General features: G+C 61.8%; 22 protein-coding genes and 1 tRNA gene. 7 read left to right on the forward strand and 16 right to left on the reverse strand.

The features are described from left to right. Positions 1–680 precede the first annotated feature (680 nt). Both LB568_RS14770 and LB568_RS14775 read left to right on the forward strand, forming a co-directional pair. Positions 681–1,484, forward strand: a complete 804-nt coding sequence (locus LB568_RS14770; RefSeq protein WP_013896372.1) for a CPBP family intramembrane glutamic endopeptidase — start codon at positions 681–683, stop codon at positions 1,482–1,484. 127 nt (positions 1,485–1,611) lie between these two features. Next, positions 1,612–3,117 (forward strand): winged helix-turn-helix domain-containing tetratricopeptide repeat protein, encoded by a 1,506-nt coding sequence (locus tag LB568_RS14775; RefSeq protein WP_224730511.1) that lies wholly within the window; start codon positions 1,612–1,614, stop codon positions 3,115–3,117. Positions 3,118–3,191: 74 nt separating this feature from the next. Here the strand turns inward: LB568_RS14775 and era are convergent, their stop codons facing one another. From era to rpoZ, 9 genes are all read right to left on the reverse strand, one after another. Continuing rightward, a complete protein-coding gene (era, locus tag LB568_RS14780; RefSeq protein WP_140576328.1) occupies positions 3,192–4,124 on the reverse strand; it encodes a GTPase Era in 933 nt (310 codons plus the stop codon). After that, positions 4,109–4,822, reverse strand: a complete 714-nt coding sequence (gene rnc / locus LB568_RS14785) for a ribonuclease III (protein ID WP_140576327.1) — start codon at positions 4,820–4,822, stop codon at positions 4,109–4,111. The genes era and rnc overlap by 16 nt, the downstream gene beginning before the upstream one ends. A gap of 2 nt (positions 4,823–4,824) precedes the next feature. Continuing rightward, on the reverse strand, positions 4,825–5,574 hold the full coding sequence (lepB, locus tag LB568_RS14790) for a signal peptidase I (RefSeq protein ID WP_140576325.1): 750 nt from the start codon (positions 5,572–5,574) through the stop codon (positions 4,825–4,827). A gap of 78 nt (positions 5,575–5,652) precedes the next feature. After that, positions 5,653–6,066: a holo-ACP synthase gene (gene acpS, locus LB568_RS14795; RefSeq protein WP_224730512.1), complete on the reverse strand. Its 414-nt coding sequence runs from the start codon at positions 6,064–6,066 to the stop codon at positions 5,653–5,655. Next, positions 6,063–6,662 carry a DUF2062 domain-containing protein gene (locus tag LB568_RS14800; protein WP_013896378.1) on the reverse strand — a complete coding sequence of 200 codons (600 nt, stop codon included), beginning with the start codon at positions 6,660–6,662 and terminating at the stop codon, positions 6,063–6,065. Before LB568_RS14800 ends, acpS begins: the two co-directional genes overlap by 4 nt. Positions 6,663–6,926: 264 nt before the next feature. Further along, positions 6,927–7,307: a VOC family protein gene (locus LB568_RS14805; protein WP_412033909.1), complete on the reverse strand. Its 381-nt coding sequence runs from the start codon at positions 7,305–7,307 to the stop codon at positions 6,927–6,929. Between the two features lie 127 nt (positions 7,308–7,434). Continuing rightward, positions 7,435–8,013 (reverse strand): orotate phosphoribosyltransferase, encoded by a 579-nt coding sequence (gene pyrE, locus LB568_RS14810; protein WP_224730514.1) that lies wholly within the window; start codon positions 8,011–8,013, stop codon positions 7,435–7,437. Between the two features lie 147 nt (positions 8,014–8,160). Next, positions 8,161–10,389 carry a RelA/SpoT family protein gene (locus LB568_RS14815; protein ID WP_013896381.1) on the reverse strand — a complete coding sequence of 743 codons (2,229 nt, stop codon included), beginning with the start codon at positions 10,387–10,389 and terminating at the stop codon, positions 8,161–8,163. A gap of 133 nt (positions 10,390–10,522) precedes the next feature. Next, positions 10,523–10,924 carry a DNA-directed RNA polymerase subunit omega gene (gene rpoZ / locus LB568_RS14820; protein WP_013896382.1) on the reverse strand — a complete coding sequence of 134 codons (402 nt, stop codon included), beginning with the start codon at positions 10,922–10,924 and terminating at the stop codon, positions 10,523–10,525. Between the two features lie 336 nt (positions 10,925–11,260). On the opposite strand from rpoZ, the gene LB568_RS14825 reads away from it, so the two are divergent. Both LB568_RS14825 and LB568_RS14830 read left to right on the forward strand, forming a co-directional pair. Next, a complete protein-coding gene (locus LB568_RS14825) occupies positions 11,261–11,842 on the forward strand; it encodes an NYN domain-containing protein (RefSeq protein WP_013896383.1) in 582 nt (193 codons plus the stop codon). Positions 11,843–11,853: 11 nt separating this feature from the next. After that, positions 11,854–12,510 carry a uracil-DNA glycosylase gene (locus tag LB568_RS14830; RefSeq protein WP_140576318.1) on the forward strand — a complete coding sequence of 219 codons (657 nt, stop codon included), beginning with the start codon at positions 11,854–11,856 and terminating at the stop codon, positions 12,508–12,510. Between the two features lie 33 nt (positions 12,511–12,543). Here LB568_RS14830 and LB568_RS14835 read toward each other — a convergent pair whose 3' ends face one another. Further along, positions 12,544–13,017 carry an Lrp/AsnC family transcriptional regulator gene (locus LB568_RS14835; RefSeq protein WP_224730515.1) on the reverse strand — a complete coding sequence of 158 codons (474 nt, stop codon included), beginning with the start codon at positions 13,015–13,017 and terminating at the stop codon, positions 12,544–12,546. Positions 13,018–13,157: 140 nt separating this feature from the next. Between LB568_RS14835 and LB568_RS14840 the strand changes: the two genes are divergently transcribed. Next, positions 13,158–14,048, forward strand: coding sequence for a DMT family transporter (locus tag LB568_RS14840; RefSeq protein ID WP_224730516.1), 891 nt, complete (start codon positions 13,158–13,160; stop codon positions 14,046–14,048). 88 nt (positions 14,049–14,136) lie between these two features. On the opposite strand, the gene LB568_RS14845 is transcribed toward LB568_RS14840, so the two are convergent. The 3 genes from LB568_RS14845 to dapA all read right to left on the reverse strand — a co-directional run bounded on the left by LB568_RS14845 (position 14,137) and on the right by dapA (position 16,547). Further along, positions 14,137–14,847 (reverse strand): GH25 family lysozyme, encoded by a 711-nt coding sequence (locus tag LB568_RS14845; protein ID WP_224730517.1) that lies wholly within the window; start codon positions 14,845–14,847, stop codon positions 14,137–14,139. Between the two features lie 88 nt (positions 14,848–14,935). Continuing rightward, positions 14,936–15,415 (reverse strand): SsrA-binding protein SmpB, encoded by a 480-nt coding sequence (gene smpB / locus LB568_RS14850; protein WP_013896388.1) that lies wholly within the window; start codon positions 15,413–15,415, stop codon positions 14,936–14,938. 250 nt (positions 15,416–15,665) lie between these two features. Then, positions 15,666–16,547, reverse strand: coding sequence for a 4-hydroxy-tetrahydrodipicolinate synthase (dapA, locus tag LB568_RS14855; RefSeq protein ID WP_224730518.1), 882 nt, complete (start codon positions 16,545–16,547; stop codon positions 15,666–15,668). Between the two features lie 301 nt (positions 16,548–16,848). On the opposite strand from dapA, the gene LB568_RS14860 reads away from it, so the two are divergent. After that, on the forward strand, positions 16,849–18,894 hold the full coding sequence (locus LB568_RS14860) for a lytic transglycosylase domain-containing protein (protein ID WP_224730519.1): 2,046 nt from the start codon (positions 16,849–16,851) through the stop codon (positions 18,892–18,894). 278 nt (positions 18,895–19,172) lie between these two features. Next, a complete protein-coding gene (locus LB568_RS14865) occupies positions 19,173–20,078 on the forward strand; it encodes an alpha/beta fold hydrolase (protein ID WP_224730520.1) in 906 nt (301 codons plus the stop codon). Between the two features lie 64 nt (positions 20,079–20,142). Here the strand turns inward: LB568_RS14865 and LB568_RS14870 are convergent, their stop codons facing one another. The 3 genes from LB568_RS14870 to LB568_RS14880 all read right to left on the reverse strand — a co-directional run bounded on the left by LB568_RS14870 (position 20,143) and on the right by LB568_RS14880 (position 23,115). Further along, positions 20,143–21,264 carry a tyrosine-type recombinase/integrase gene (locus LB568_RS14870; RefSeq protein ID WP_224730521.1) on the reverse strand — a complete coding sequence of 374 codons (1,122 nt, stop codon included), beginning with the start codon at positions 21,262–21,264 and terminating at the stop codon, positions 20,143–20,145. Between the two features lie 243 nt (positions 21,265–21,507). Next, the gene (locus LB568_RS14875) at positions 21,508–22,587 is read right to left on the reverse strand and encodes a porin (RefSeq protein ID WP_224730522.1); all 1,080 of its coding nucleotides are present in this window, start codon (positions 22,585–22,587) and stop codon (positions 21,508–21,510) included. A 437-nt stretch (positions 22,588–23,024) separates the two neighbouring features. Continuing rightward, positions 23,025–23,115: transfer RNA gene (locus LB568_RS14880), tRNA-Ser, on the reverse strand. Positions 23,116–23,250: the final 135 nt, after the last annotated feature.

Below are 23,250 nucleotides of genomic sequence, written 5' to 3' on the forward strand. Positions count from 1 at the left end.
CGCCTCATCCCCACAACGAAAAAGGCTCGCACCGCGTCCCCTTTTCGCGGCGAACATACCCATCAATCGTCCGCCTTCAATGACGGTTTTGGAAATAACGTCGATTCCGTGAACAGAATAATCCTGTGTTGCACAAATAACACTTGCCATTTTAGCGAATGGCACAATTGGAACAACGTCATATATTCAATATATACACGAATAATTTCCCGGCTAAATAGGTGTATACGCATGGCATCACTACAAAACGCTGGAACTCGCGAGGCCATACCTGTTCCAAATTACAAATACGCAGCTGTTTTTTTGCCCCACGCATCGCCAGGCGACATTCGTCCCTTGGCAACGCCGACGGCCCTGGCATCTGCGGCGATACGGTCGGGAGGCCGTCCGGCAAGACTGTGAGATGGCGCCAATCGGGACGCGGTGCCCGGTAGCAGTCCGTGGCCGGCCTCCACATCGGCTCCGCCCCGGCTGCCGAGCAAAGGCCCAGCCCTTCAGAAATATCGGAAATCTTTCAGAAACTGCTCGGGATTTTTGGCGGCACAAGAAGCAATAAGGGCAGGTCGGCCAGAGCGGTCGATCAACGGCCGGACACATTCGGCTCGTCTCCAGATGCAGGTCGACCGATCGGGCAGCCCGGCGACTTCTCCTGACCAATCTGCCCGTCGAGAGGACCTGACATGATTTCCCTCCTGAGCATGGTGCGAAGGCACCAGCTGACCACCTTCTTTTCACTGGCGCTTGGCCTGACCTGGCTGGGCTTCATCCCGTTCTGGCTGTCGAATGGCGACAGTATTCCCTGGTTTACGTTTGGCCCGATGGCCGCCGGCTTCATCGTCGCCTCTCTTTCCGGAGGTTGGACTTCAGTCAAGGCGATCCTCGCCTCGATGGTAAAGTGGCGGGTGCATCCGACATGGTACCTGGTGGCCTTCGGCCTGCCGTTCGCAACACAGCTGACTTCCATCATGATCAATCCGCTATTTGGCGCCGCAGCACCAGCCTGGGCTAATATTCCGGCGTTTTCCGAGATGGTGCCGATCATCGCGCTCTACGCCATCTTCAGCGGCCCGCTCGGAGAGGAGCCCGGTTGGCGGGGCTTTGCGACATCACGTCTGCTCGCCAGTCATTCGGCGCTGGCCGGCAGCCTGATCCTCGGCGTGATCTGGGCAGTCTGGCACTTTCCGCTTGGGCTGGTCGGCGACCTCAGCCTGTACGGCACGATCAATGTCTTGCTGGCTGCCGTGGTCTTCACATGGCTCTACCAGAATACCGGCAGCGTGCTTCTCGCCTTCATCATGCACTTCACCCACCAGAACAGCGTGCGCTTCCTGGGCCAGGTGTTCACGGGCGGCGACTACGTGCAGCAGCAATGGCTCGGTGTCGGCATTTGGGCAGTCATCGCGGTCATCATCGTCGCCCACTATGGCACGGAAAGTTTCGTGCGCAGGCCAAAGACGCGGTTTGCCGTCGCCGGCACAGTCTAACGCAACGCAATTGTCGCGGCGCCCGAAGCCAGGCGCTGCGTCTTTCTGGCGATGAAAGTGCACTGGCCCTTGACCTAGCCCGCTCGCCGTAGGCCAATGCCGGCATGGCTTCAGGAGCGGGCCTTTGATGGCGGTCTCGGCCACCGGTCAGGTTTTTCAATTCGGCGGTTTTACGCTCGATCTGGGCAAAGGCACGCTCAGCCGTGCCGACCAGCCGGCCTTCCTGCGCCCGAAAGCCTACGCGTTGCTGACCCACCTTGCCTGCCACATCGGCCGCGTGGTGCCGAAATCGGAGCTGATGGATACGGTCTGGCCTGGAGTTTTCGTCACCGAGGATTCGCTGACGCAGTCGGTGCGCGAAATTCGTAAGGTGCTGGGCGAGGAACGGGTGCGGACGGTGTCGAAACGCGGCTACATGTTGGTGCCGGAGACGGAAGCAGTACCCGAATCCGGCGCACAGCCAATCGTGGCGGTGCTGAGATTTCGCAACGACGGCGCGGATCCAGCCAATCAGGAGATTGTCGACGGTTTTGCAGAAGACATCATCAATGGCCTTGCCCGCTTCGGCACGGTGACAGTGCTGGCGCGCAATTCGAGCTTTTCGTTCGCCTCCCATTCGCCCGCCGAGTGGCCAGCCATCCGCTCGCGAATCGGCGCCGATTATCTCGTTGAAGGCTCGGTGCGGCGACAAGCGGAGCGCATCATCGCCGCGGTCAGTCTGATCGATGCCGCCAATTCAGCGCAGCTCTGGGGCGATCGCTACCAGGCCGAGGCTGCCGGGCTGTTCACGATCCAGCAGGACATCGTCGAGCAGATCGTCGGTCGGCTGGTGGTCAAGGTCAGCAATGCCGGACTGACGCGCGCCTCGCGGCGGCCGGTGACCAGCCTCGCCTCCTATGAGTTGGTATTGCGCGGCGTCGCCTTGATGCGCGACCCGGCGCAAAGCGACCTGAAGGCAGCTGCGGCACTGTTCGAGGCGGCGATCTCGAAGGATCCTTCCTATGGCCTCGCCCACACGTATTTGGCGCTGTCCCATGTGCTGAACAGCGAATTCGGACCCACCAGCAGTTCCGTGCTGGCAAAAGCCCGCGATCTTGCGGAAAGGGGTATCGCGCTGTCTCCCGACCAGGCGACGGCGCACCGCATTCAGTCGCTGGTCCGGCTCAGCATGCGCGACCATCAGGCCGCCGAGCATCATTTGCAGATCGCGCTCGAGCTTAATCCTGGCGACGCCGAATGCATCGAGCAGATGGGCCATCTTCTGACGATGCGCGGCCGACCGCTCGAGGCGCTCAGCTGGCTGGCGCGCGCCATCAGGATCGACCCGCTCAATCCTCACTGGTACCAATACGATCGATCGCTGGCGCTCTACATGCTGGGCGAATACCGGCCGGCCGCGGAGGCATTGGAACTTGCGACGCGGCCAACGCCGTGGATCCGCACGCGCCTGGCCGCCTGCTATGCGCAACTCGGCAACATGGAGGCGGCAACACGCCAGGCGGCGTTGATCAATGCCGGTGGCTTCGATTTTTCGCCGGTCGACTATGCGACAACAGTGGTTCCGTTCGAAAACGCCGTCGACGCGGAGCATCTTGTCAATGGCGTATTGCTGGCGCTGGGACGGCGACGTTAGATCCGGTGCCGTTACCTCACAGCTTATATGGCGTGGCGACCAAGCAGCTGACGAGTGCTGTGTCGATTTCGACCTTAATGCGGGAACTCCAGTCCCATCTCGCGGTAGCGCTCGGGATCGTCGCCCCAGTTTTCGCGCACCTTGACGAACAGGAAGAGGTGCACCTTCTGCTCGAGAATGCCCGCGATTTCCATGCGCGCCGCCTGGCCGATGGCGCGGATGGTCTCGCCCTTGTGGCCGAGCACGATCTTCTTCTGACTGTCGCGCTCGACATAGATGGTCTGGTCGATGCGCACCGAGCCGTCCGGCTTCTCTTCCCATTTCTCGGTCTCGATATGGGAGGAATAGGGCAATTCCTGATGCAGCCGCAGATACAGTTTTTCGCGCGTGATCTCGGCTGCGAGCTGGCGCATCGGCAGGTCCGAAATCTGGTCTTCCGGATAGTACCAGGGGCCGGCCGGCAGCGCCTGCGCCAGATAGTCGAGCAGGTCCTTGCAGCCGGAACCGGTCAGCGCCGAGACCATGAAGGTGCGCTTGAACGGCACTTTCTCGTTCGCCGCCGCGGACAGGGCCAGAAGCGTTTCGTGCTTGACCCGGTCGACCTTGTTGAGGATCAGCGCCATCGGCTGGCGCACGTCCTTCAGCCGTTCGAGGATGGCATCGGCATCGCCCCGGATGCCGCGCTCGGCATCGATCAGCAGCAAGACGATGTCGGCGTCCTTGGCACCGCCCCAGGCGGTGGTGACCATTGCCGTGTCGAGCCGCCGCTTGGGCTTGAAGATACCGGGTGTGTCGACGAAGACGATCTGCGCATTGTCGTGCGTGGCGATGCCGCGCACGATGGCACGTGTCGTCTGCACCTTGTGGGTGACGATCGACACCTTGGCGCCGACCAACTGGTTGACGAGCGTCGACTTGCCAGCATTGGGCGCGCCGATCAGCGCGACAAAGCCGGAGTGCGTGGCGGGGGGTTCAGCAGTTTCGATATCGGTCATGCCGCGTTCCATACACCTTCGCGCAGCAGAAGGGCAGCCGCAGCCGCCTGCTCGGCCTCGCGCTTGGAACGGCCGCTGCCGACTGCCGGCTGAAACGTGCCGACCCTGACGCTGACCGTGAACAGCGGGTCGTGGTCCGGCCCCTCGCGGCTGTCGATCTGGTAGGCGGGAACCGCACTCGCCGCCTGATGCGCCCATTCCTGCAATTCGGTCTTGGCGTCGCGGCGCGCCGCGCCCGAAGCCTGCGAACGCGGCAGCCAATATTTGTGGATGAAAGCCCGCGCCGCCTCCAGCCCACCGTCGAGATAGAGCACGGCGATCAGCGATTCCAAGGCGTCGGCGCGCAGATTGACGCGCTTGCGCCCATCGAGCCCGCGTATATCCGATCCGGCGCGGATCAAGTCCGGCAGCCCGATATGTTCAGCAATGTCCGAAAGCGCCTCGGCGTTGACCAGCGCGTTGAGCCGCAGCGACAGCTCGCCTTCCGCCGCATCGGGAAACGCGGCCAGCAGCATGTCGGCGACGACCAGGCCGAGAACGCGGTCGCCGAGAAACTCGAAGCGCTCGTAATCGGTGCCGGCATTGGCGCCACGGGCACTGGCATGGGTGAGCGCGCGCTGCAGGCGCTGGCGGTCGGCAAAGGCATGGCCTGTGCGTTCCACAAGCGCTTCGGCGAGCGCATCGGCGGTCAGGCGTTTTGCCGCTGCCATCCCTAATTGACGAAGTGGAACAGGCGCGACGCGCGCATCAGCGACGGCCATTTCCAGATTTCGAGTGGGCTTGCCTTGCCGGCGATCGAGAAGAAAACGAGATTGGCGCGGCCAACCAGGTTTTCCGCCGGAACATAGCCGACCGTGAAACGACTGTCGGCGGAGTTGTCCCGGTTGTCGCCCATCATGAAATAATGGCCGGGCGGCACGTCGAATTCGCGGGTGTTGTCGCCGATCGAATTCGGCGACAGGTCCAGCGTGTCGTAGCTGACACCATTAGGCAGGGTCTCACGATAGACGTCGATCGGATAATCCTTTTCCGTGACGTCGGGATTATCGATCTGGCCGGTCTTCACACGCGGCACGCCCACGCCATTGATGAACAACTGGCCGTCCTTCATCTGGATCTTGTCGCCGGGCAGGCCGACCACGCGCTTGATATAGTCGACGGAAGGGTCCGGCGGGAACTTGAACACCACGACATCGCCGCGCTTGGGCTCGGAGCCCCAGATGCGGCCCGAAAAGATATCGGGGCCGAAAGGCAGCGAATAGCGCGAGTAGCCGTAGGACCATTTGGTGACGAACAGATAGTCGCCTTCCAGGAGCGTCGGTCGCATCGATCCCGACGGGATCGAAAAGGGCTGGAACAAGAGCGTGCGGATGACCAGGGCGAGCAAAAGCGCCTGGACGACGACGCTGACGGTTTCGCCAAGCCCGCCGGATTTCTTCTGGGATTTTTCAGCCACGCTCATGTCGTCCTCGATTGTGCGTTGGATGGTATAGAGTCTCGGCGCGCGCTGGGCAACGTCAATGCCCGTCGTCAGAGGCAATCAATGTGGCGCTTCTTCGACGGGCAACGCCTCGATGATCACAAAGGCTTGAGCGAGCGGGAAATCATCCGTGATGGTGAGGTGGATCGCCGCGCGATGTCCCTGGGGCAGGATCTTTTCCAGCCGCGCCAGTGCGCCGCCAGTCAGCGCCATCGTCGGCGCCCCGCTGGGCAGGTTGACGACACCCATGTCGCGCCAGAAGACGCCTTGCGCCAGACCCGTTCCCAAGGCCTTGGCGCAAGCCTCCTTGGCGGCGAAACGCTTGGCGTAGGAGGCCGCGCGGGCGCGCCGGTTTTCCGAACGCGCCTGTTCGACCTCGGTGTAGATTCTCCGGATGAAACGCTGGCCGTGGCGCTCCAGCGACTTCTCGATGCGCCTGATATCGATCAGGTCACTGCCGATGCCAATGATCATCGTGCGGCGGAGCCGATGCTTCCCGTGGGGTGGGACGATTGGCCGTGACGGCGTGCGCGCTCGGCAAGGCGCTTGCGACGCTGTTCGCGGAAAGCGTTCATGCCCCAGCGCGTGATGCCGTAGAACAAGAGGCCAAACACCAGTCCGAGCGGCACGGCGCCGATCAGCATGGGTTCCAGCACGGGGTGCCACAGCTTCGCAAACGAAAGCGTATGCATCATGTCGCCCAGTTGCGCAGGCGGACCGTGCCTGGGCAGACGCTCATGCAGGATCAGCTTGCCGGTTTCCCAGGACGCGCCCCACAACAGGGGAAAGGTCAACGGATTGCCGAAGAAAACCGCGCCGAGGGCGGCTGCCACCAGATTGCCGGCGATCAGCCAGCACACGATAGCGGCAATGGCGAAATGGAAGCCCACCGGGAAAAACGATGCAAAGACGCCGGCGGCGACCCCGGCCGCCACAGCGTGCGGCGTGGCCTTCAGCCGCAGGATGCGCTTGGAGAAATACTGGAGCGAGCGTGAAAACGAGCGGCGCGGCCACAGATAGGTACGCACCCGCTCGAGAAGACCATCAGGCTTGCGGCGACGAAAAAGCACTCTTTCCTATTCCCGGTAACGTACAGCTTGCATACCGGCTGCTTCCAGCCCGGCTTCGACCGCCATATCTTGCGCTTTGCGGCCGCCTAAAGGCAATCGCGACTTTGATATAGCCATGCGCACCCCCGACAACAACCGAATGCCATCCGAACTGCGGCCATACAGCCAATAATCCTGGTAAGGTTCGCCTCCTCCAACACCGGACAATCACGGCGAATTTGAGAAGGGGCGTCGGCTTTTTGTCGCAGCCCAATGCTTGCGATCCTACCGCAGGTATTCGCTGACCTCGACAAGGTTGCCGTCGGGGTCGCGGAAATAGACCGACATCATCAGGCCGCGAGCGCCGGTGCGTTCGACCGGCCCCAGCTCCACCACCACATTGTTTGCCTCGAGACTGGCGATGACTTCGCCGAGCGGGCGATCGGTGATCAGGCAGAAATCGCCGGATCCGGCCGTCGGCAACCTAGCCTTCGGTTCGAAAGTGCGATCGATCTCGTGGACATTGATCTTCTGGTTGCCAAAAGCCAGCGCTGTCGGCTGGCCCGGCGTATCGATGCGCTCAAAACCCAGAACGCGCTGATAAAAGGCGCAGGTCGCGTCGAGTGACGCCACCGTCAACACGAAATGATCGATCCCAACGATCATCGCCGATCTGTTTTCATCCATGTCATCCTCTCAAAACCGCCGCACACTTTTGGGCGACATGCACGGTTTGTTTTCATGCATGTCGTCCCTCCCAAAACCGCTGCACACTTTTGGGCGACATGCACTGTCAGATGTTGCGGCTGCCGGGCTTGATTGCCGGTATGGCGGCAAGCTCCGGCGGCAGCCGGTCCGCGGGATAGGCCGGGACCTCGTACTCGGCCAGCGCGATCAGCGGCACACCGACATGGGTCTTGCCGGCCGAACGGTCGATGATGCAGGCGGCGGCGACCACTTCGGCGCCAAGCTCGCGCAGGCAGTCGATGGTTTCGCGGATCGACAGGCCGGTGGTGACGATGTCCTCGACAATGACGACACACGCGCCGCGCGCGATCTCGAAGCGACGCAAGCGGAACTCGCCCCCTTCCCGCTCGACCCAGATCGCCGGCACGCCGAGATGGCGCGAGGTCTCGTAAGCCGGGATCAGGCCACCGATCGCCGGGCCGACGACATAGTCGATCTTGCCCGGCACCGCCGCGCGGATCTTTGTCGCCAGCGCCTTGCACAGCCGCTCGGTCTTGTCGGCGTGCATGAACACGCGCGCCTTCTGCAGGAAAACCGGGCTGCGCAAGCCGGACGTCAAGATGAAATGCCCCTCCAGAACAGCACCCGCCTCGCGGAAAATGCCCAGCACTTCATCGGTGTTCATTGTTCGCTCCAGTGAGTAGTGAGTAGTCAGTAGTCAGTAGTCAGTAGTCAGTAGTGAGTAGTGAGTAGAGGGTAGAGGGTAGAGGGTAGAGGGTAGAGGGTAGAGGGTAGAGGGTAGAGCACCTCCTTCACCATTCACTACTCACTATCACCCATTCACACGCCGTGCATCGCTGACGCTCGAATTGTCCTTGAGCTGCGACAGCAGCCGGTTGAGATGCTTCAGATCCCAGACCTCGAGATCGATCAGCATTTCGGTGAAGTCGGGCGCCGTGCGCACCATCGACAGCGTATGGATGTTGGCGTCGTTGGAAGCAACGACCTGGGCGATGTCGGCGAGCGATCCCGGCGCGTTGATGGCGGTGACCGAGACACGCGCGGGAAACCGCTCCTTGGTGCGTTCGTCAATGTCCCAGCGCACGTCGATCCAGCGCTCGGGCTGGTCGTCGAAGGCCTGCAGCGCCGGCGACTGGATCGGATAGATGGTAATGCCGGTGCCCGGCTGGACGATGCCGACGATGCGGTCGCCAGGCACGGCGCCTTCCGGCGCGAAACGCACCGGTAGATCGCCGCGCACGCCGCGGATCGGAACTGCGCCGTCGCGCGGCTGGTCCTTGTCCTTGCGCGCGGCGCGGCCCGGTATCTGGAACAGCATGCCGGCGGCGTTGCGGATCTTCGACCAACCCTCCTCGCGCTGTTTGGGCGCTGCCGGCGTGACACGCTCGTCCTTGTAGTCGGGGAACACCGCCTTCATGACGTCGGTCGAGGCCAGTTCGCCGCGACCGACCGAGGCCAGGACATCCTCGATGTCCTTGCGTGCCAGCCTGTGCAGCACCGGCTTCAGGCTATCCTTGGTGAAAGTCTTGCCGGCCCGTTCGAAGGCCCGCTCCAGAATGCGCGCGCCAAGGCCCGAATACTGCTTGCGGATGGCATTCTTGGTGGCCCGGCGGATGGCGGCACGCGCCTTGCCGGTGACCACGACCGATTCCCAGGCGGCGGGGGGCACCTGCGCCTTGGAGCGGATGATCTCGACCTCGTCGCCATTCTTCAGTTCCGTCATCAGCGGCATGATGCGGCCGTTGACCTTGGCACCGACGCAAGTGTCGCCGACATCGGTGTGCACCGCGTAGGCGAAATCGATGGGCGTGGCGCCGCGCGGCAACGCAATCAGCATGCCCTTCGGCGTGAAACAGAACACCTGGTCCTGGAACAGCTCCAGCTTGGTGTTTTCGAGGAAATCCTCGGGATTGTCGCCTTCGGCGAGTTGCTCGATGGTGCGCCGCAGCCAGGCATAGGCGTTGGTTTCCTTCGAGATCGCGGGAGCGGCACCGTTCACCTTGCCGCCGGTATCCTTGTAGATGGAATGGGCGGCGACACCGTATTCGGCGATCTTGTTCATCTCGCGGGTGCGGATCTGCAGTTCGACACGCTGGCGCGAAGGGCCGACGATGGTGGTGTGGATCGAGCGGTAGTCGTTCTGCTTCGGCGTCGAAATGTAATCCTTGAAGCGGCCGGGAACCATCGACCATGTGGTGTGGATGGCGCCGAGCGCGCGATAGCAATCCTCGACCGTATCGACGACGACGCGGAAGCCGAAAATGTCGGACAGCTGCTCGAAGGACAGGGCCTTGGCCTCCATCTTGCGGAACACCGACCACGGCTTTTTCTGGCGGCTTTTGACGCCAGCATTGATCGCATGCTTCTCGAACAGCGTAGAGAGCGCCTTTTCAATGTCGGTCAGCACGCCCTTGTTGCGCTCGAATATCTCGGCAAGCCGTGCGGTGACGGCGCGATAGGCTTCCGGATTGATGAAGCGGAAGGCGATCTCCTCCAACTCCTCGCGCATGCCTTGCATGCCCATGCGCCCGGCCAGCGGCGCATAGATGTCCATCGTCTCCTCGGCGATGCGCAGGCGCTTGGCCTCCGGCATATGGTCGAGGGTGCGCATGTTGTGCAGACGGTCGGCGAGCTTGACCAGGAGCACGCGGACATCTTCCGAAATGGCCAGCAGCAGCTTGCGCAGGTTTTCGGCCTGCTCGGCCTTCTTGGAGACGAGGTCCAGCTTCTTGAGCTTGGTCAGGCCCTCGACCAGCTTGCCCATTTCCGGGCCGAACAGATCGTCGATCTCGGCCCGCGTCGCCGTGGTGTCCTCGATGGTGTCATGCAGCAGGGCGACCGCGATGGTCGCCTCGTCCATGTGCATTTCGGTGAGGATCGCCGCGACTTCGAGCGGATGCGAAAAATAGGGATCGCCGGAAGCGCGCTTCTGGTGGCCATGCTTCTGCATGGCATAGACGTAAGCCTTGTTGAGCAATGCCTCGTTGACGTCAGGCTTGTAGCGCTGGACGCGCTCGACAAGCTCATACTGACGCATCATGGGCGGAATCTCTCGGCGATGAAATGAATCATGCGCCGCACTGCTGTACGGCGCATGTCATAGATAACCACGAAACTGCCAGGACGGAAGTGCGGAAGATTATTCCAGCAACCCCCGGAACAGAAGCTCGCTCTTAGTAGTCGTCGCTCTTTTCCGGCGGCACCAAACCCTCGATGCCGGCCAGCAGGTCTTCCTCGGTCATCCGGTCGAACGTGACATTCTCCTCGGCGTCGTCGGTGTCGGCGGCCGCAACGGCACCACCGGTCTGGTCGGCGATCACTTCGCCATCGGCCTCGGGCTCATCGACCTCGACATGCTTCTGCAGCGAGTGGATCAGATCTTCCTTGAGATCGTCGGGCGACAGCGTCTCGTCGGCGATCTCGCGCAAGGCGATGACCGGGTTCTTGTCGTTGTCGCGCGGCACGGTGATCTGCGCGCCCTGGCTGATCTGGCGAGCGCGGTGGCCGGCAAGCAGCACCAGCTCGAAGCGGTTGTCGACCTTGTCGATGCAATCTTCAACGGTTACGCGGGCCATGGATTGCCCCTTTCATGCCTGGATTTGACGGAAAACAGGCGCGGTCCATAACCCGAACGCCGCCGAAACACAAGCTTCTTGGCAATGGCGGCGCTATTGGGCGCTCAATCCCCTGTCCAGACATTGGATTTGGCAAAGTCGGGGGATTTGGCAAAGTCGGGCCGCCCCCTTCGTTCGGCGATCACAATTGCTTGCAGTGCCCCATCACGCCTTGGATTGCCACCAAACTGGCGTTATCTCGGATGGACAAGGTCAGCCGGTTTATTATGAGCGTGACCGATAGTCGCTACCGCATTTCGTTTAGACGGCCCGCATTTTCGAAAAGGAATATTTTCCATGTTCGACCCTCGTGAAAAAATCGCCCTGTTCATCGACGGTGCCAATCTCTACGCCACGTCGCGGGCGCTCGGCTTCGACATCGACTATCGCAAGCTCTTGTCGAGCTTCCAGAAGCGCGGCTATCTCCTGCGCGCCTATTATTACACGGCGCTGGTGGAGGATCAGGAATACTCGTCGATCCGCCCCTTGATCGACTGGCTTGACTATAACGGCTTCAAGGTGGTCACCAAACCCGCCAAGGAATTCACGGACTCGACCGGCCGGCGCAAGATCAAGGGCAATATGGACATCGAGCTCACGGTCGACGCGCTGGAGCTCGCCGATGTCGTCGACCACTATGTCATCTTTTCCGGCGACGGCGACTTCCGCACGCTGGTCGAGGCGCTGCAGCGGCGTGGCCGCAAGGTGTCGATCGTCTCGACCATGGCCTCGCAGCCGCCGATGATATCGGACGACCTGCGCCGCCAGGCCGACCATTTCATCGACCTGGTGACGCTGAAGAACGAGGTCGGCCGCGATCCCTCGGAGAGGCCCGTGCGCCGGCCCGAGCCGGCCGAAGTCGACGAGGACGACTACTGAGGCCGGTCGCCTTGACGGCCCTTTCCGCTTCCGAGCCGGACCGCGACTGCCCGCTCTGTCCGCGGCTGCACGACTTCATCGCCGAATGGCGGCAGCGCGAGCCGTCCTGGTTCAATGCGCCGGTGCCGACTTTCTTGCCGCCGGAAGGTGACGCCGCGGTTCGGTTGCTGATCGTCGGGCTGGCGCCCGGCCTGCGCGGCGCCAACCGCACCGGGCGGCCCTTCACCGGCGACTATGCCGGCGACCTGCTCTACTCGACGCTGATCGCGCACGGTTTTGCACGTGGCGAGTTCAAGGCCCGGCCCGATGACGGTCTGGAACTCGTCGGCACGGCGATCACCAATGCGGTGCGCTGCGTGCCGCCGGAGAACAAACCCGTGGGCGCCGAGATCGCCACTTGCCGGACGTTCCTGGTGCCGACGATCGCCCGCTTCCCCAATTTGCGCGCCGTGCTCGCACTGGGATCGATCGCCCATCAGTCGACGGTCCGCGCGCTGGGCGGGCGTGTCGCCGCCTACCCTTTCAAGCATGGCGGACAATTGCCGGCCGGCGGCATCACGCTGTTTTCCAGCTATCACTGCTCGCGCTACAACACCAATACGGGTGTGTTGACGGAAGCGATGTTCGTCAGGGTGTTCAGCGAGATCGCGACGTTCCTGGAGAATTGAGGTCACGGTGGGGCCGCAGGTCTTCGGACCGACTCACACCGGCAGCAGTGCATCCGGTTTCACGTCGCCGATCGAGGCATAGGTATGTGTCTCCTTCACTCCGGGAAGCGGCAGGATCACGCGCTTGAGAAAGTCCTGGTAGTCGGCCATCTCGGCAATGCGCGCCTTCACCAGATAGTCGAAGCCGCCGACGACCATGTGGCATTCCAGAACCTCGGGCGCCTTGGCCACGGCTTCGGCGAAGCGGTCGAAGATGTGCGGAGCCGTGTGATCGAGCCGCACCTCGATGAAGACAAGCGTGCCGCGGCCAATCTTTGCCGGATTGAGCACGGCCCTGACGGCGGTGATGAAACCATCGCGGAACAGGCGTTTCACCCGCTGGCTGGTGCCGGTCGGCGACAAGCCGACGCGCGCCGCCAGATCGAGCGTGGTGCGGCGTCCGTCTTCCTGCAGCAGCCGCAGCAGACTGCGGTCGATAGCGTCGAGTTCGCCTGATTCAGGATTCACGTTCCAACTGGCCCATTTGCGCGAATTTCACTCAACTACCAGGAAATTAACATATTCAATCGCCGGTTTCCCCGCAATATCCTGCGCTTATGCCGCAACAGTCAAACTGTCCGGCGGTGATGTTTCATGGATGGCAGGACGTGGCGGAAAACACGGGAAAAGCGAGGCTGGCAATCATCGCCGGGCTGACCATGATCGGCATCTATGCCGTGCAATTTGTCGCCGCCCGCTTCAGCCTAAGGCAACATCTGACGGTGACCGACATGGCGACCCTGCGCTTTGCAGGTGCGGGTGCCGTCTTCCTGCCGATCATCTGGCGAAACGGCTTCCAACAGTTGAAGGCATTGGGTTGGCGGCGGGCCCTGACCTTGGCGGTGCTGGCCGGATTGCCTTATCCGCTGATCATCAATTGGGGCCTGATTTATGCGCCTGCCGTCCATGGCGCGGCACTCTGCCCTGCCTCGATCGTGTTCTTCTCGTTCCTGCTGTCGCTTTTCCTGGAACGCGCTTCGCAGCGGCGGACCATCGGCGTCGCCGCCATCATCGCCGGGCTGTTGCTGTTCATCGCGCCGGCGCGCGCCGGCAGCCATGAGGTTCTTCTCGGCGATCTCTTGTTCATAGGATCGGGCCTGATGTTCTCCGCCTATGCAACTCTTGTGCGGCAATGGCGCATCGATCCGGTCACGGCAACCGCGGCCGTCGTGCTTTTGTCGTGCCTGCCGTTGCCGTTTCTCACGCTTTTTGCGCCGAGCGGCCTCCATGCCGCGGCAGGCGCGGAGATCGCCGGTCAGGTCATCATCCAGGGCCTTCTTGCAGGTGCGGCCGCCATGTTCCTCTACACCTACATCGTCGGCCAGATCGGGTCGCAGGCGGCATCGCTGTTCATGCCGGGAGTGCCGATCGCCACGGTGATGGTCAGCATGGCCGTGCTTGGCGAAACACCGACGACCGTCCAGTTCGCGGCGATCGCGATCATGGCCGCGGGGATGGGGTTCTCAGCGACCGCGGGGCGTTCTGCCCAGCAAGCCTGACGGCGACGCCACCCCAATCGTCAATGGGTTCAATGACATGGCCCGGCTTATGAAGAAAGAGATTCGGGCGCCCCGATCGTTCAACACCTCAATGCGCGGATGCAAGCAGCGTCGCCAGTCTCTCCTGACCGCCCTGAAGAACGTTGAGGTCGACATCGCCCGCGATCCCGTCGATGCGGCCCCTGTTGTGATACTGCCAATAGATCCAGTCGTGGCGATCCGGCTCCACGAGCAGCGAGCGAAGCCAGAGCGGACGAGCCGCGATCTGCCCGGCATAGGCTGCCTCGGCCTCATCCGTCAGATAGACGATCGCCGGCTTGCCGAACGCGGCCTCGACAGGTCCGAGGAAGGCCTGGAGTTCGGCATTCAACTGTTCGGGCGACGGGCGCTGCGGACAATTGCCGCCGAACTCGACGTCGACGACCGGCGGCAGCAAGGGCTGATCGCGCGGCACGACCGAGATGAAATTCTTCGCCTGATCGGCGCCGGGCCGGCAGAAGGTGAAGAAGTGATAGGCGCCGACGGCAAGGCCGGCAGCGCGAGCCTCCCGCAGATTGCGATCAAAGGCATCATCGACATGATCGCCGCCCTCGGTCGCCTTGATGACGGCGAAAGCGACATCGTCGGCGGCAACGCGCCGCCAGTCGATCTGGCCCTGATGATGGGAAACATCGATGCCCCTGAGCGGATATTTGCCGCGGTCGGGAGAATAGGTCTGAAAGTAGAGGAAGCCGCCGGCGACAATGAGGGTTGCAAGAACCAGGCTAACCGATCCCCAGAGGATGATCCGGTTCTTCAAGACTGTCTCCTCCGGTATCAGCTTGGCTCCACTGCTAGCACCTGAAGGCCAAACGCTTGGCTTTTCCAGGGCTATCGCCCGATGTTTCTCACCCGCGCTCCTTCAAAAGCCGGCCCTTTTCACGCGACCAGTCGCGCTGCTTCTCGGTCTCGCGCTTGTCGTGCAGCTTCTTGCCGCGACCGACGGCAAGCAGCAGCTTGGCGCGGCCCTGGTCGTTGAAATAGATCTTCAGCGGCACCAGGGTCATGCCTTCGCGGTCGACACTCTGCGCCAGCTTTGCCATCTCGCGCTTGTTGAGCAGGAGTTTGCGGCGGCGCCTAGGCTCGTGGTTGAAGCGGTTGGCCTGCAAATATTCCGGCAGGTAGGAGTTGATCAGCCAGATCTCGCCGCCCTCGACCGAAGCGTAGCTGTCCTGGATATTGGCCTGGCCCTGGCGCAGCGACTTGACCTCGGTGCCGGTCAGCACAAGGCCAGTCTCGATCGTGTCGAGCACCTCATAGGAAAACCGCGCCTTGCGGTTTTCCGCAACGGTCTTGTTGTTGGGATCGGCTTTTCTGACTTGGTTCATGACGCTTAGAGTCCGTTTCGAAACTCGCTCCTGCGAGTCAGATGATGGTGTCCCTAGAGCACCGCGCGTTCTTCAAACGCGCAAGGGACGCTCTAGAAGCCCGACTTTGCGCATGGTCCTTTCCGAAAGCGGAAGACGCTTTCGGGGCCATGCGCGGAACCGGAGCGGAGCGTACATATAGTACGTGAGCACCGGAAGCGCAGGTGACACCTTCAGGTGGCCGCAGGAGTAGAGTTTCCAAACGGGCTCGCTAATTAATCAGGCCGGCGTGCTTCATGGCCGCATCGATCTTTTCGGCTGTCGAAGGCTCGACCGTAACCAATGGCGAACGCAGCACGTTCTCGACCTTGCCGAGCTTCCACAGCGCGTATTTGGCGCCGGAAACGCCGGGCTCGATGAAAATGGCCTTGTGCAGCGGCAACAGACGGTCCTGCAATTCCAGTGCCTTGGCGCTGTCGCCGGAGAGCGTCGCTTCCTGGAACTCGGCGCAGAGCCGCGGCGCGACATTGGACGTCACCGAGATGCAGCCGACACCGCCATGCGCGTTGAAGCCGAGCGCGGAGGCATCCTCGCCGGAAAGCTGGATGAAATCCTTGCCGCAAGTCATGCGCTGCTCGGAAACACGCTCGACCTTGCCGGTCGCATCCTTGACGCCGACGATGTTCTTGAAGTCATGCGCCAGCCGTCCCATCGTCTCCGGCATCATGTCGATGACCGAGCGCGGCGGGATGTTGTAGATGATGATCGGCAGCTTGGTCGCCCTGGCGACGGCGGCGAAGTGCTCGTAGAGCCCGCGCTGCGTCGGCTTGTTGTAATAGGGCGTGACGACCAAAGCGGCATCGGCGCCGGCCTTCTCGGCATATTGCACGAGCCCAACGGCCTCTTCGGTGTTGTTGGAACCGGCGCCGGCGACGACCGGAGCGCGGCCCTTGGCCACCTCGATGCAGACCTTGACGACGTGGCGATGCTCGTCATGCGACAGCGTCGGCGACTCGCCCGTGGTGCCGACCGGAACCAGGCCCGTCGTGCCCTCGCCGAGCTGCCATTCGACAAACGCGCGAAAGGCTTTCTCGTCGAAACGCCCGCTCTTTTCGAACGGTGTCACGAGCGCAGTAAGCGAGCCTCTCAGCATATCGTCCAACTCCTTGGGACTTCATTGTTTGTGTATGTCGTTGTCCCAAACCCGGTAACCACTTTTGGGCGACATGCATCGGTGTTTTGTCGATCGGTTTGTCGTGCGCGCCTTCTAGCCGAAAGCGAAGCCGCGCACCATAGTCTCGACATGGTTGCGCGGCAAGCATTGCCGTGGTGCCAGCAAGCGCAATTCGAACGGCCTCGATAAGCTTTTGTTTACGAGGCCTTCACGACCTAAGTTTAGGCTTCGAGGCATCTTCGCCTGCTGGTAAATGCCAGAGCAAGGAAAGACATAGATCATGCCGGCCAATCGGCCCCATTTCTTCGCGCTGCTTGGCGCCATTGCCGTGCTGGTGCCCGGCGTGGCGATCGGCGGCAGCGTCGATGTGCGGGTCACCTCGGCCATCCCCATGCCGGATCTGCAAGACCCGAACCCGCAAGACAAGGCGCAGCAGGATCCCTCCCCCAGCGTCGCCCTACTGAAAAGCGGGCTGGATGCACTGGCGGCCGGCGATATTCCCCGCGCTCGCGGCGTGCGTGACGCCCTGCCCGCTCACGCACTCGACCAGCACATCCTGGCCTGGGCGATCGCGCTTTACGGCGGGGACAAGGTTCCGAGCGGCGATATCGCGGCCGCCGCGAAGATGCTGCCCAACTGGCCGGGCACGATTGCCCTGCGCAAGAACAGCGAGCGCGCTCTCTATCGCGAGAACCCCGCTCCCGACATCGTCGTCCGGGCGTTCGATGGCAGCCAGCCGCAGACATTCGAAGGCGTGATGGTTCTGGCCCGCGCCTATGTGGCATCCGGCGATACCAAGGCGGCGCGCTCGGTGCTGTCGCCGTTCTGGCGCACGGCAATCCTGGAAGCCAAGGACGAGACGGCGCTGATCAAGGAGTTCGGCGGCCTGATCCCCGCCGCCGACCATCGCTTTCGCATGGAGCGCATGTTTTATGCCGACCGGGTGAATTCCGCCCTGCGCGTCGCCGGCCTTGCCGGCGCCCAGCAGCTGGCGGACGCCTGGGCCGCCGCCGACAGGGGCGACAAGAACACGCCGAAACTGCTCAAGGCAGTGCCGGTGGCGCAGCGTTCGGCCGGTTATTTCTTCGCCCAGGCCGAATATTTGCGCAAGCAGGAGGATCTTGCCGGCGCCGCCGCCATTGTCATGAAGGCGCCGACGGACCGCGAGGCACTTGTCGATCCGGACGCCTGGTGGGTCGAGCGCCGGGTGCTGTCGCGTGAGTTGGTCGACCAGGGCGACATGAAGACGGCCTACCGGATCGTCGCCATGCATGCCGCCGAAAGTGCTGCCAATGCGGCGGAAGCCGAATTCCATGCCGGCTGGTATGCGTTGCGCGGCCTGAACGACCCCAAGCTCGCCGCAACGCATTTCACGCGCATCGCCGACCTTGCCCAGGGGCCGATGACCCTGTCGCGCGCCTATTACTGGCTCGGTCGTGCCGCGGAAGTCGGCGGCCCCGGCAATGCCAAGGATTATTTTGGGCGTGCGGCTGATTATGGCACGACATTTTACGGCCAGCTTGCCGCCGAACGTGTCGGCCGGCAGGCGCTGAACATCGTCTATCCGTCGCCAAGTGCGGCCGACCGGCAGAACTTTGCCGGCCGTGAAGCGGTGAGCGCCATCAAGCGCCTGCAGGAAGCAGGCTACGATCGCTATGCCGAAACGCTCTATCGCGATCTTGCCGGACAGTTGACCAGCCCCGGCGAACTGGCGCTGCTCGCTGTCCTTGCCGAGAAGCAGGACAACCATTTCATGGCGTTGAAGATCGGCAAGATCGCCGGCGCGCGCGGCATCGATGTCGGCGCGCTGTCGCATCCGCTCGGCGTCATTCCCGATTCGGCCAACATTTCCGGTTCGGGCAAGGCGCTGGCTTATGCGATCGCCCGCCAGGAGAGCGAATTCAACGTCGGCGCCGTGTCGAGCGCAGGAGCACGCGGGTTGCTGCAGCTGATGCCGGGAACCGCCAAGCAATTGGCCAAGAAGGCCGGATTGCAGTTTTCGCAGACACGCTTGACCACCGATGCCGGCTACAACGCCACGCTTGGCTCGGCCTTCCTCGGCGAACAGCTCGACCGCTTCAACGGCTCCTATGTGCTGACCTTCGCCGGCTACAATGCCGGTCCGACCCGCGCCAGCCAGTGGGTGGCGAAATACGGCGACCCGCGCGGCAAGGACATCGATGCCGTGGTGGACTGGATCGAGCGGATTCCCTACACGGAAACAAGAAGTTACGTGCAGCGTGTGATGGAGAACTACGAGGTCTACAAGATGCGTATTTCCGGCAAATACGACATCGTTGGCGATCTGGTGAACGGACGGAGTTGAGGGCAAGCTCACCGTCGCCAAAGCTGCCGATCTCCCCCCTTGCGGGGGAGATGCCTGGCAAGGCAGAGGGGGGTGCCGTCCTTCGGCCTATCGGTTAATTTTGTTGACTCATTCCGAATTAGCCATTCAAGGTTGGCGATCCTTCGCACCCCCCTCTGGCCTGCCGGCCATCTCCCCCGCAAGGGGGGAGATGGCAGCTTCGGCGTCGCGCCTTCATTTGACCGCTCCTGCACTCATCTGTAGCAGTCGGAAACAAGCCGGCCAGGAGTCTTTTTCCGATGTCGAACCACGAAGGCTTTTTCGACTTCTTCTACGCCGCGCCGGATGGGCTGAGACTTCATGCGCGCGTCTATGGCGAAGCGAATTCCGGACACTGGCCGGTCGTCTGCCTGCCTGGCCTGACCCGCAACGCGCGGGATTTTCACGAGCTGGCGCTGCGTCTGTCTACAGGACCCGATCCACGCAAGGTGGTTGCCTTCGACTATCGCGGACGCGGGCAGTCGGCCTACGATCCCGATTTCAGCCACTATAATGTCGGCACCGAGGCCGGCGACGTGCTTGCCGGGCTGGTAGCGCTCGGCATCGAGGAGGCCGCCTTCATCGGCACCTCGCGCGGCGGGCTGATCATCCATGTGCTGGGCGCCCTGCGGCCAGCCGCGCTGAAAGCCATCGTTCTCAACGACATCGGGCCCGTGATCGAGCCCGCCGGCCTCGCGCATATCCAGTCCTATCTCGAACGCGCCCCGAAGCCGAAGACCGTCGCCGAGGCGATGAATGCTCAACGCAGCGTTCACGGTCGGGATTTTCCGGCGCTCACCGAAGCAGACTGGAAGCGGATGGTGGCGGCGCTCTGCCGCGAGACGGATCTGGGGTTGTTGCCGGACTTCGATCCGAAACTGGTCGACACGGTTGCCGGTCTCGACCTGTCGCAGCCATTGCCGGCGCTGTGGCCGCAGTTCGATGCGTTGGCGGCGATCCCCTTGCTCGCCATACGCGGCGCCAATTCGAGATTGCTGTCGGTGGACACGCTGCGGCGGATGCGAGAGCGCCATCCGATGATGGATACGATCACGGTCGAGGGCCAGGGTCACGCCCCTTTCCTCGAAACCGGCAGCTTGCCCGACGATATCGTGGCTTTTCTCGCCTGTGCGGAAAGGCAGGAAGGCTCGAAGCAAGAAGCCTAGGATCAAATCTCGATCCCAGGCTTCTATTCTTGTTCGACTAGCCTACTATTCTTGTTCGACTGATCTACCGGGATTTTGTATTTCTTCGAGCCGTATTGGGCTGAGATTTCTCGTCCCCGGGTTCGTTCTTCTTTTCCTGCTTAAGTGCCTTTTCCCGCTTAAGTGGCTTTTCCCGCTTAAGTACTTTTTCCCGCTTGAGTACTTGGGGGGCAGGTGGAGCGCTGACCGAATTGCGATCGCCCGCCCCATTGCACCGAGGCGTCTCCAGCACGGTCACGCAGCCGTCGAGATCGTTGGTGGCCAGATGCGCGTAACGCATGGTCATCGACAGGGTCTGATGGCCGAGCCACATCTGCACGCGCCTGATGTCGATGCCGCCCTGGACAAGTCGCGAGGCGCAGGTGTGACGCAGGATGTGCGGCACGACCTGGTCGTCGGCGCCAAGTCCGACCTCGGCTTTCGCTTCGTTCCAGATGGCTCGGAACTGTGCCTGGCTGAATTTGGTGAACGGGCCTTTCGGCCGACGGCCTTCGGCCGGAGGCAGCTTGATCACCTCCTTGACCCGCTCGGTCATCGGGATGGTGCGGCTGCGGCCGGATTTGGTGATCCAGAAGGAGACGCGATGCTCCTGGATGTCGTTCCAGATCAGCCCCAGCGCCTCGCCGAGACGGCAGCCGCTATCGACCAGGAAGACGGAAAGCCTGTAAGCATCCTCGCTGCGGCTCTTGATGGCGGCGAACAGCCGCGCCTCTTCGTCCCTTTCCAGGAAACGAATCCGTCCCGCCCGTTCCTTCTGGCGACGGAACTCGGGCAGGCTGTGAATATCCCCCATCTTGTAAGCCTTGCGCAGCAGTTTGCTGAGGGCAGCCATCTTTCGATTGATGGTTGCGTTGCTGTTGCCGCGCTGGCGCAAGGTACCGACAAGGTTGTCGAGGGTACTCTGGTCAAAGGCGCTGAAACGCTCCCCGAGGAGGATCTCGTCTATCTCGCCGATGAAGGAGCTGACATTGTATTTATGTCGCCCATCATCCCACAATATGTCCCGATAGGCTGAAAACAGCTCTCCAACCCTATGCGATTTTACTTCTCTGATCTTGTTGTATGTATAATTGAATTTCGAATTTTGAGAAGAAAAGACCGCAAAATGATCGGAGGGATATCCCTCTTGAATCGCCTCGTTTGTCATTGTTAACCACACCCCCCGGAAGTGGCCAGGAGACACCTAGCCTACTTGAGAGTGTCCTTTCAAGAGTTTTTGTCAGACAAAACGACTTCATCCGCAAATCGCGAATCCCACGAAATCGTTCCGCAGACCCTGTTCAGCTACCGCTAACCCCCGTTCCTTCTGTTTTCCAAGCCCAGTCACGAAACAAAAACAGCCCGGGCGTTGAAGCGCCCGGGCTGGATTTCACCTTTATGGTACCAGCCCTTAGAAATCGCGCTGGAAGCGGAGGACACCGCCGAAGGCGTCGTCGCTGACGGGGTGATAGATGCTGGAGGCCTCGTTGACGTAGTCGACTTCGGCCGTGACCGTAAAGCCAGGGACGACGGCATAGGACACGTTTGCCACGAGCGCGAGTTTCTTGCCCTCATCATACGCGGCCTGAGCATTGAACGAGGTCTTCTCGTTGAACTTGTAGGTGCCACCGCCCCACACTGCCCAGTTGCCGTCCCACTTCTTGTAGAAGTCATGACCGCCGGGGGCAAAGCCATTGTCGTCGGCAGAGCCGTAGCCGCCCATGACCCAGAGCGACAGTGCTTCGTTGACGTTGACGTCCAGGCGAACCTTGCCGGTCACTTCTTCATAGTTGCTGTCGTAAGCAACAACACCGGAGATCGCGCCCCAGCCCTGCGTGTACTTCAGGCCGCCGACGACATGCGGAACGTAGCTGTCGATCGTGTCGGCGCCGGAGCCTTCTTCGAGCGAGACCACGGCCGAGAAGCCATTGCCGGCGTCGAAGTAGTACTGGATCACATTGGTATCGTAAGGACCGTCAACAACGAGATCGTCGTCGATGACGTTGCCGGCGTAGCCGATGAACGTCTGGAATGCCGTTTCATCCTTACCGACGCGGAAGCCGCCAAGCTGCATCCAGGCAAAATTCAGCGACGTGCTGCTGCCGGCGTCATCATCCCAGCCATCCTTGAAGTTGAAGCGGGTCTCGGTGTAGGTCTTCAGGGTGCCGAGCTCGGTTTCCTGGCCGGTCCAGGTCTTCAGCGCGAAGCGGGCCAGCTTGTGGTAGGTGTCGTTGAGGCCATCGCCCATGCGATCCCGCACGTCCGTGTGACCATTAACTTCACCCACGCCGATGTCGTAGCGGATATAGCCGCCGATGCGCAGGCAGGTCTCGGTGCCGGGGATGTAGAAGTAGCCAGCGCCGTAGACGTCGCAAATCTTGACGTATTCAGCGGGTTCCGGCTCGGCGACGACGACGGCGTCGGCGGCGCGCGCACCGGAAACTGCGATCAGGGCCGCAGCGGAGCCGAGAAGAAGGCTCTTGATGTTCATTTTCTGACCTCCAGTCAGAATCGAACGCGGAGGTCGGCAAAAAGCAGCTCGTAGGGCTGTTTTTCTTTTTAATTCAAACAGATGACCATAATGGCCGTTAGCGGGGCGCAGCCGTCCAGAAACGCTTGCTCGCGAAGGCCTTGCCTGATCCGGTCTTGAAATATCGCTCGAGAAGCCGTGCATTGGGCTCGGTTTCGACCGCAATATACGTCTTCAAAGCGACAGGCAGATGAGCCTTAGTCGACGTCACATGGCCCGATCGATGCGATTCGAATCGGCGTCGTTTGTCGGCCCGACATAGACATCACCATTATGGAGCTGCAGAAAATAGACGTACCACATGGTCCCCCTACGCTACTTCGTAGCTTCGGGCGACACTCCTACGCCCAAAATACGGTTCCGGATGGCCTGCCACCCGAAGCACGCAGGGCGTAGGGTGGCGGAGAGGATGGGATTCGAACCCACGAGAAGCTTTTGACCTCTACTCCCTTAGCAGGGGAGCGCCTTCGACCACTCGGCCACCTCTCCGTTGCGCCGCAGATAAAGAAAAGCGCCGCCACAATCAACAAGCCCGCGTCATTATATGGAAAAATAAGATCGCGCTGGAAGTCACGGGTTTCCCCAGCTGCGGCGGTTCTGCGGCAAATCCCTGGCTGGCGACTC

Source organism: Mesorhizobium sp. B263B2A (genome assembly GCF_020165775.1).
Lineage (GTDB): Bacteria > Pseudomonadota > Alphaproteobacteria > Rhizobiales > Rhizobiaceae > Mesorhizobium > Mesorhizobium opportunistum.

What these genes read in the sequence shown, in the direction of transcription:
- LB568_RS14770 (WP_013896372.1), top strand. Translation starts at nt 681, where the DNA reads ATGATTTCCCTCCTGAGCATGGTGCGAAGGCACCAGCTGACCACCTTC.
- dapA (WP_224730518.1), bottom strand. Translation starts at nt 16,547, where the DNA reads ATGCTGAGAGGCTCGCTTACTGCGCTCGTGACACCGTTCGAAAAGAGC.
- acpS (WP_224730512.1), bottom strand. Translation starts at nt 6,066, where the DNA reads ATGATCATTGGCATCGGCAGTGACCTGATCGATATCAGGCGCATCGAG.
- LB568_RS14775 (WP_224730511.1), top strand. Translation starts at nt 1,612, where the DNA reads ATGGCGGTCTCGGCCACCGGTCAGGTTTTTCAATTCGGCGGTTTTACG.
- rnc (WP_140576327.1), bottom strand. Translation starts at nt 4,822, where the DNA reads ATGGCAGCGGCAAAACGCCTGACCGCCGATGCGCTCGCCGAAGCGCTT.
- lepB (WP_140576325.1), bottom strand. Translation starts at nt 5,574, where the DNA reads ATGAGCGTGGCTGAAAAATCCCAGAAGAAATCCGGCGGGCTTGGCGAA.
- era (WP_140576328.1), bottom strand. Translation starts at nt 4,124, where the DNA reads ATGGAACGCGGCATGACCGATATCGAAACTGCTGAACCCCCCGCCACG.
- LB568_RS14825 (WP_013896383.1), top strand. Translation starts at nt 11,261, where the DNA reads ATGTTCGACCCTCGTGAAAAAATCGCCCTGTTCATCGACGGTGCCAAT.
- LB568_RS14875 (WP_224730522.1), bottom strand. Translation starts at nt 22,587, where the DNA reads ATGAACATCAAGAGCCTTCTTCTCGGCTCCGCTGCGGCCCTGATCGCA.
- LB568_RS14805 (WP_412033909.1), bottom strand. Translation starts at nt 7,307, where the DNA reads ATGATCGTTGGGATCGATCATTTCGTGTTGACGGTGGCGTCACTCGAC.
- smpB (WP_013896388.1), bottom strand. Translation starts at nt 15,415, where the DNA reads ATGAACCAAGTCAGAAAAGCCGATCCCAACAACAAGACCGTTGCGGAA.
- LB568_RS14865 (WP_224730520.1), top strand. Translation starts at nt 19,173, where the DNA reads ATGTCGAACCACGAAGGCTTTTTCGACTTCTTCTACGCCGCGCCGGAT.
- pyrE (WP_224730514.1), bottom strand. Translation starts at nt 8,013, where the DNA reads ATGAACACCGATGAAGTGCTGGGCATTTTCCGCGAGGCGGGTGCTGTT.
- LB568_RS14815 (WP_013896381.1), bottom strand. Translation starts at nt 10,389, where the DNA reads ATGATGCGTCAGTATGAGCTTGTCGAGCGCGTCCAGCGCTACAAGCCT.
- rpoZ (WP_013896382.1), bottom strand. Translation starts at nt 10,924, where the DNA reads ATGGCCCGCGTAACCGTTGAAGATTGCATCGACAAGGTCGACAACCGC.
- LB568_RS14870 (WP_224730521.1), bottom strand. Translation starts at nt 21,264, where the DNA reads ATGACAAACGAGGCGATTCAAGAGGGATATCCCTCCGATCATTTTGCG.
- LB568_RS14860 (WP_224730519.1), top strand. Translation starts at nt 16,849, where the DNA reads ATGCCGGCCAATCGGCCCCATTTCTTCGCGCTGCTTGGCGCCATTGCC.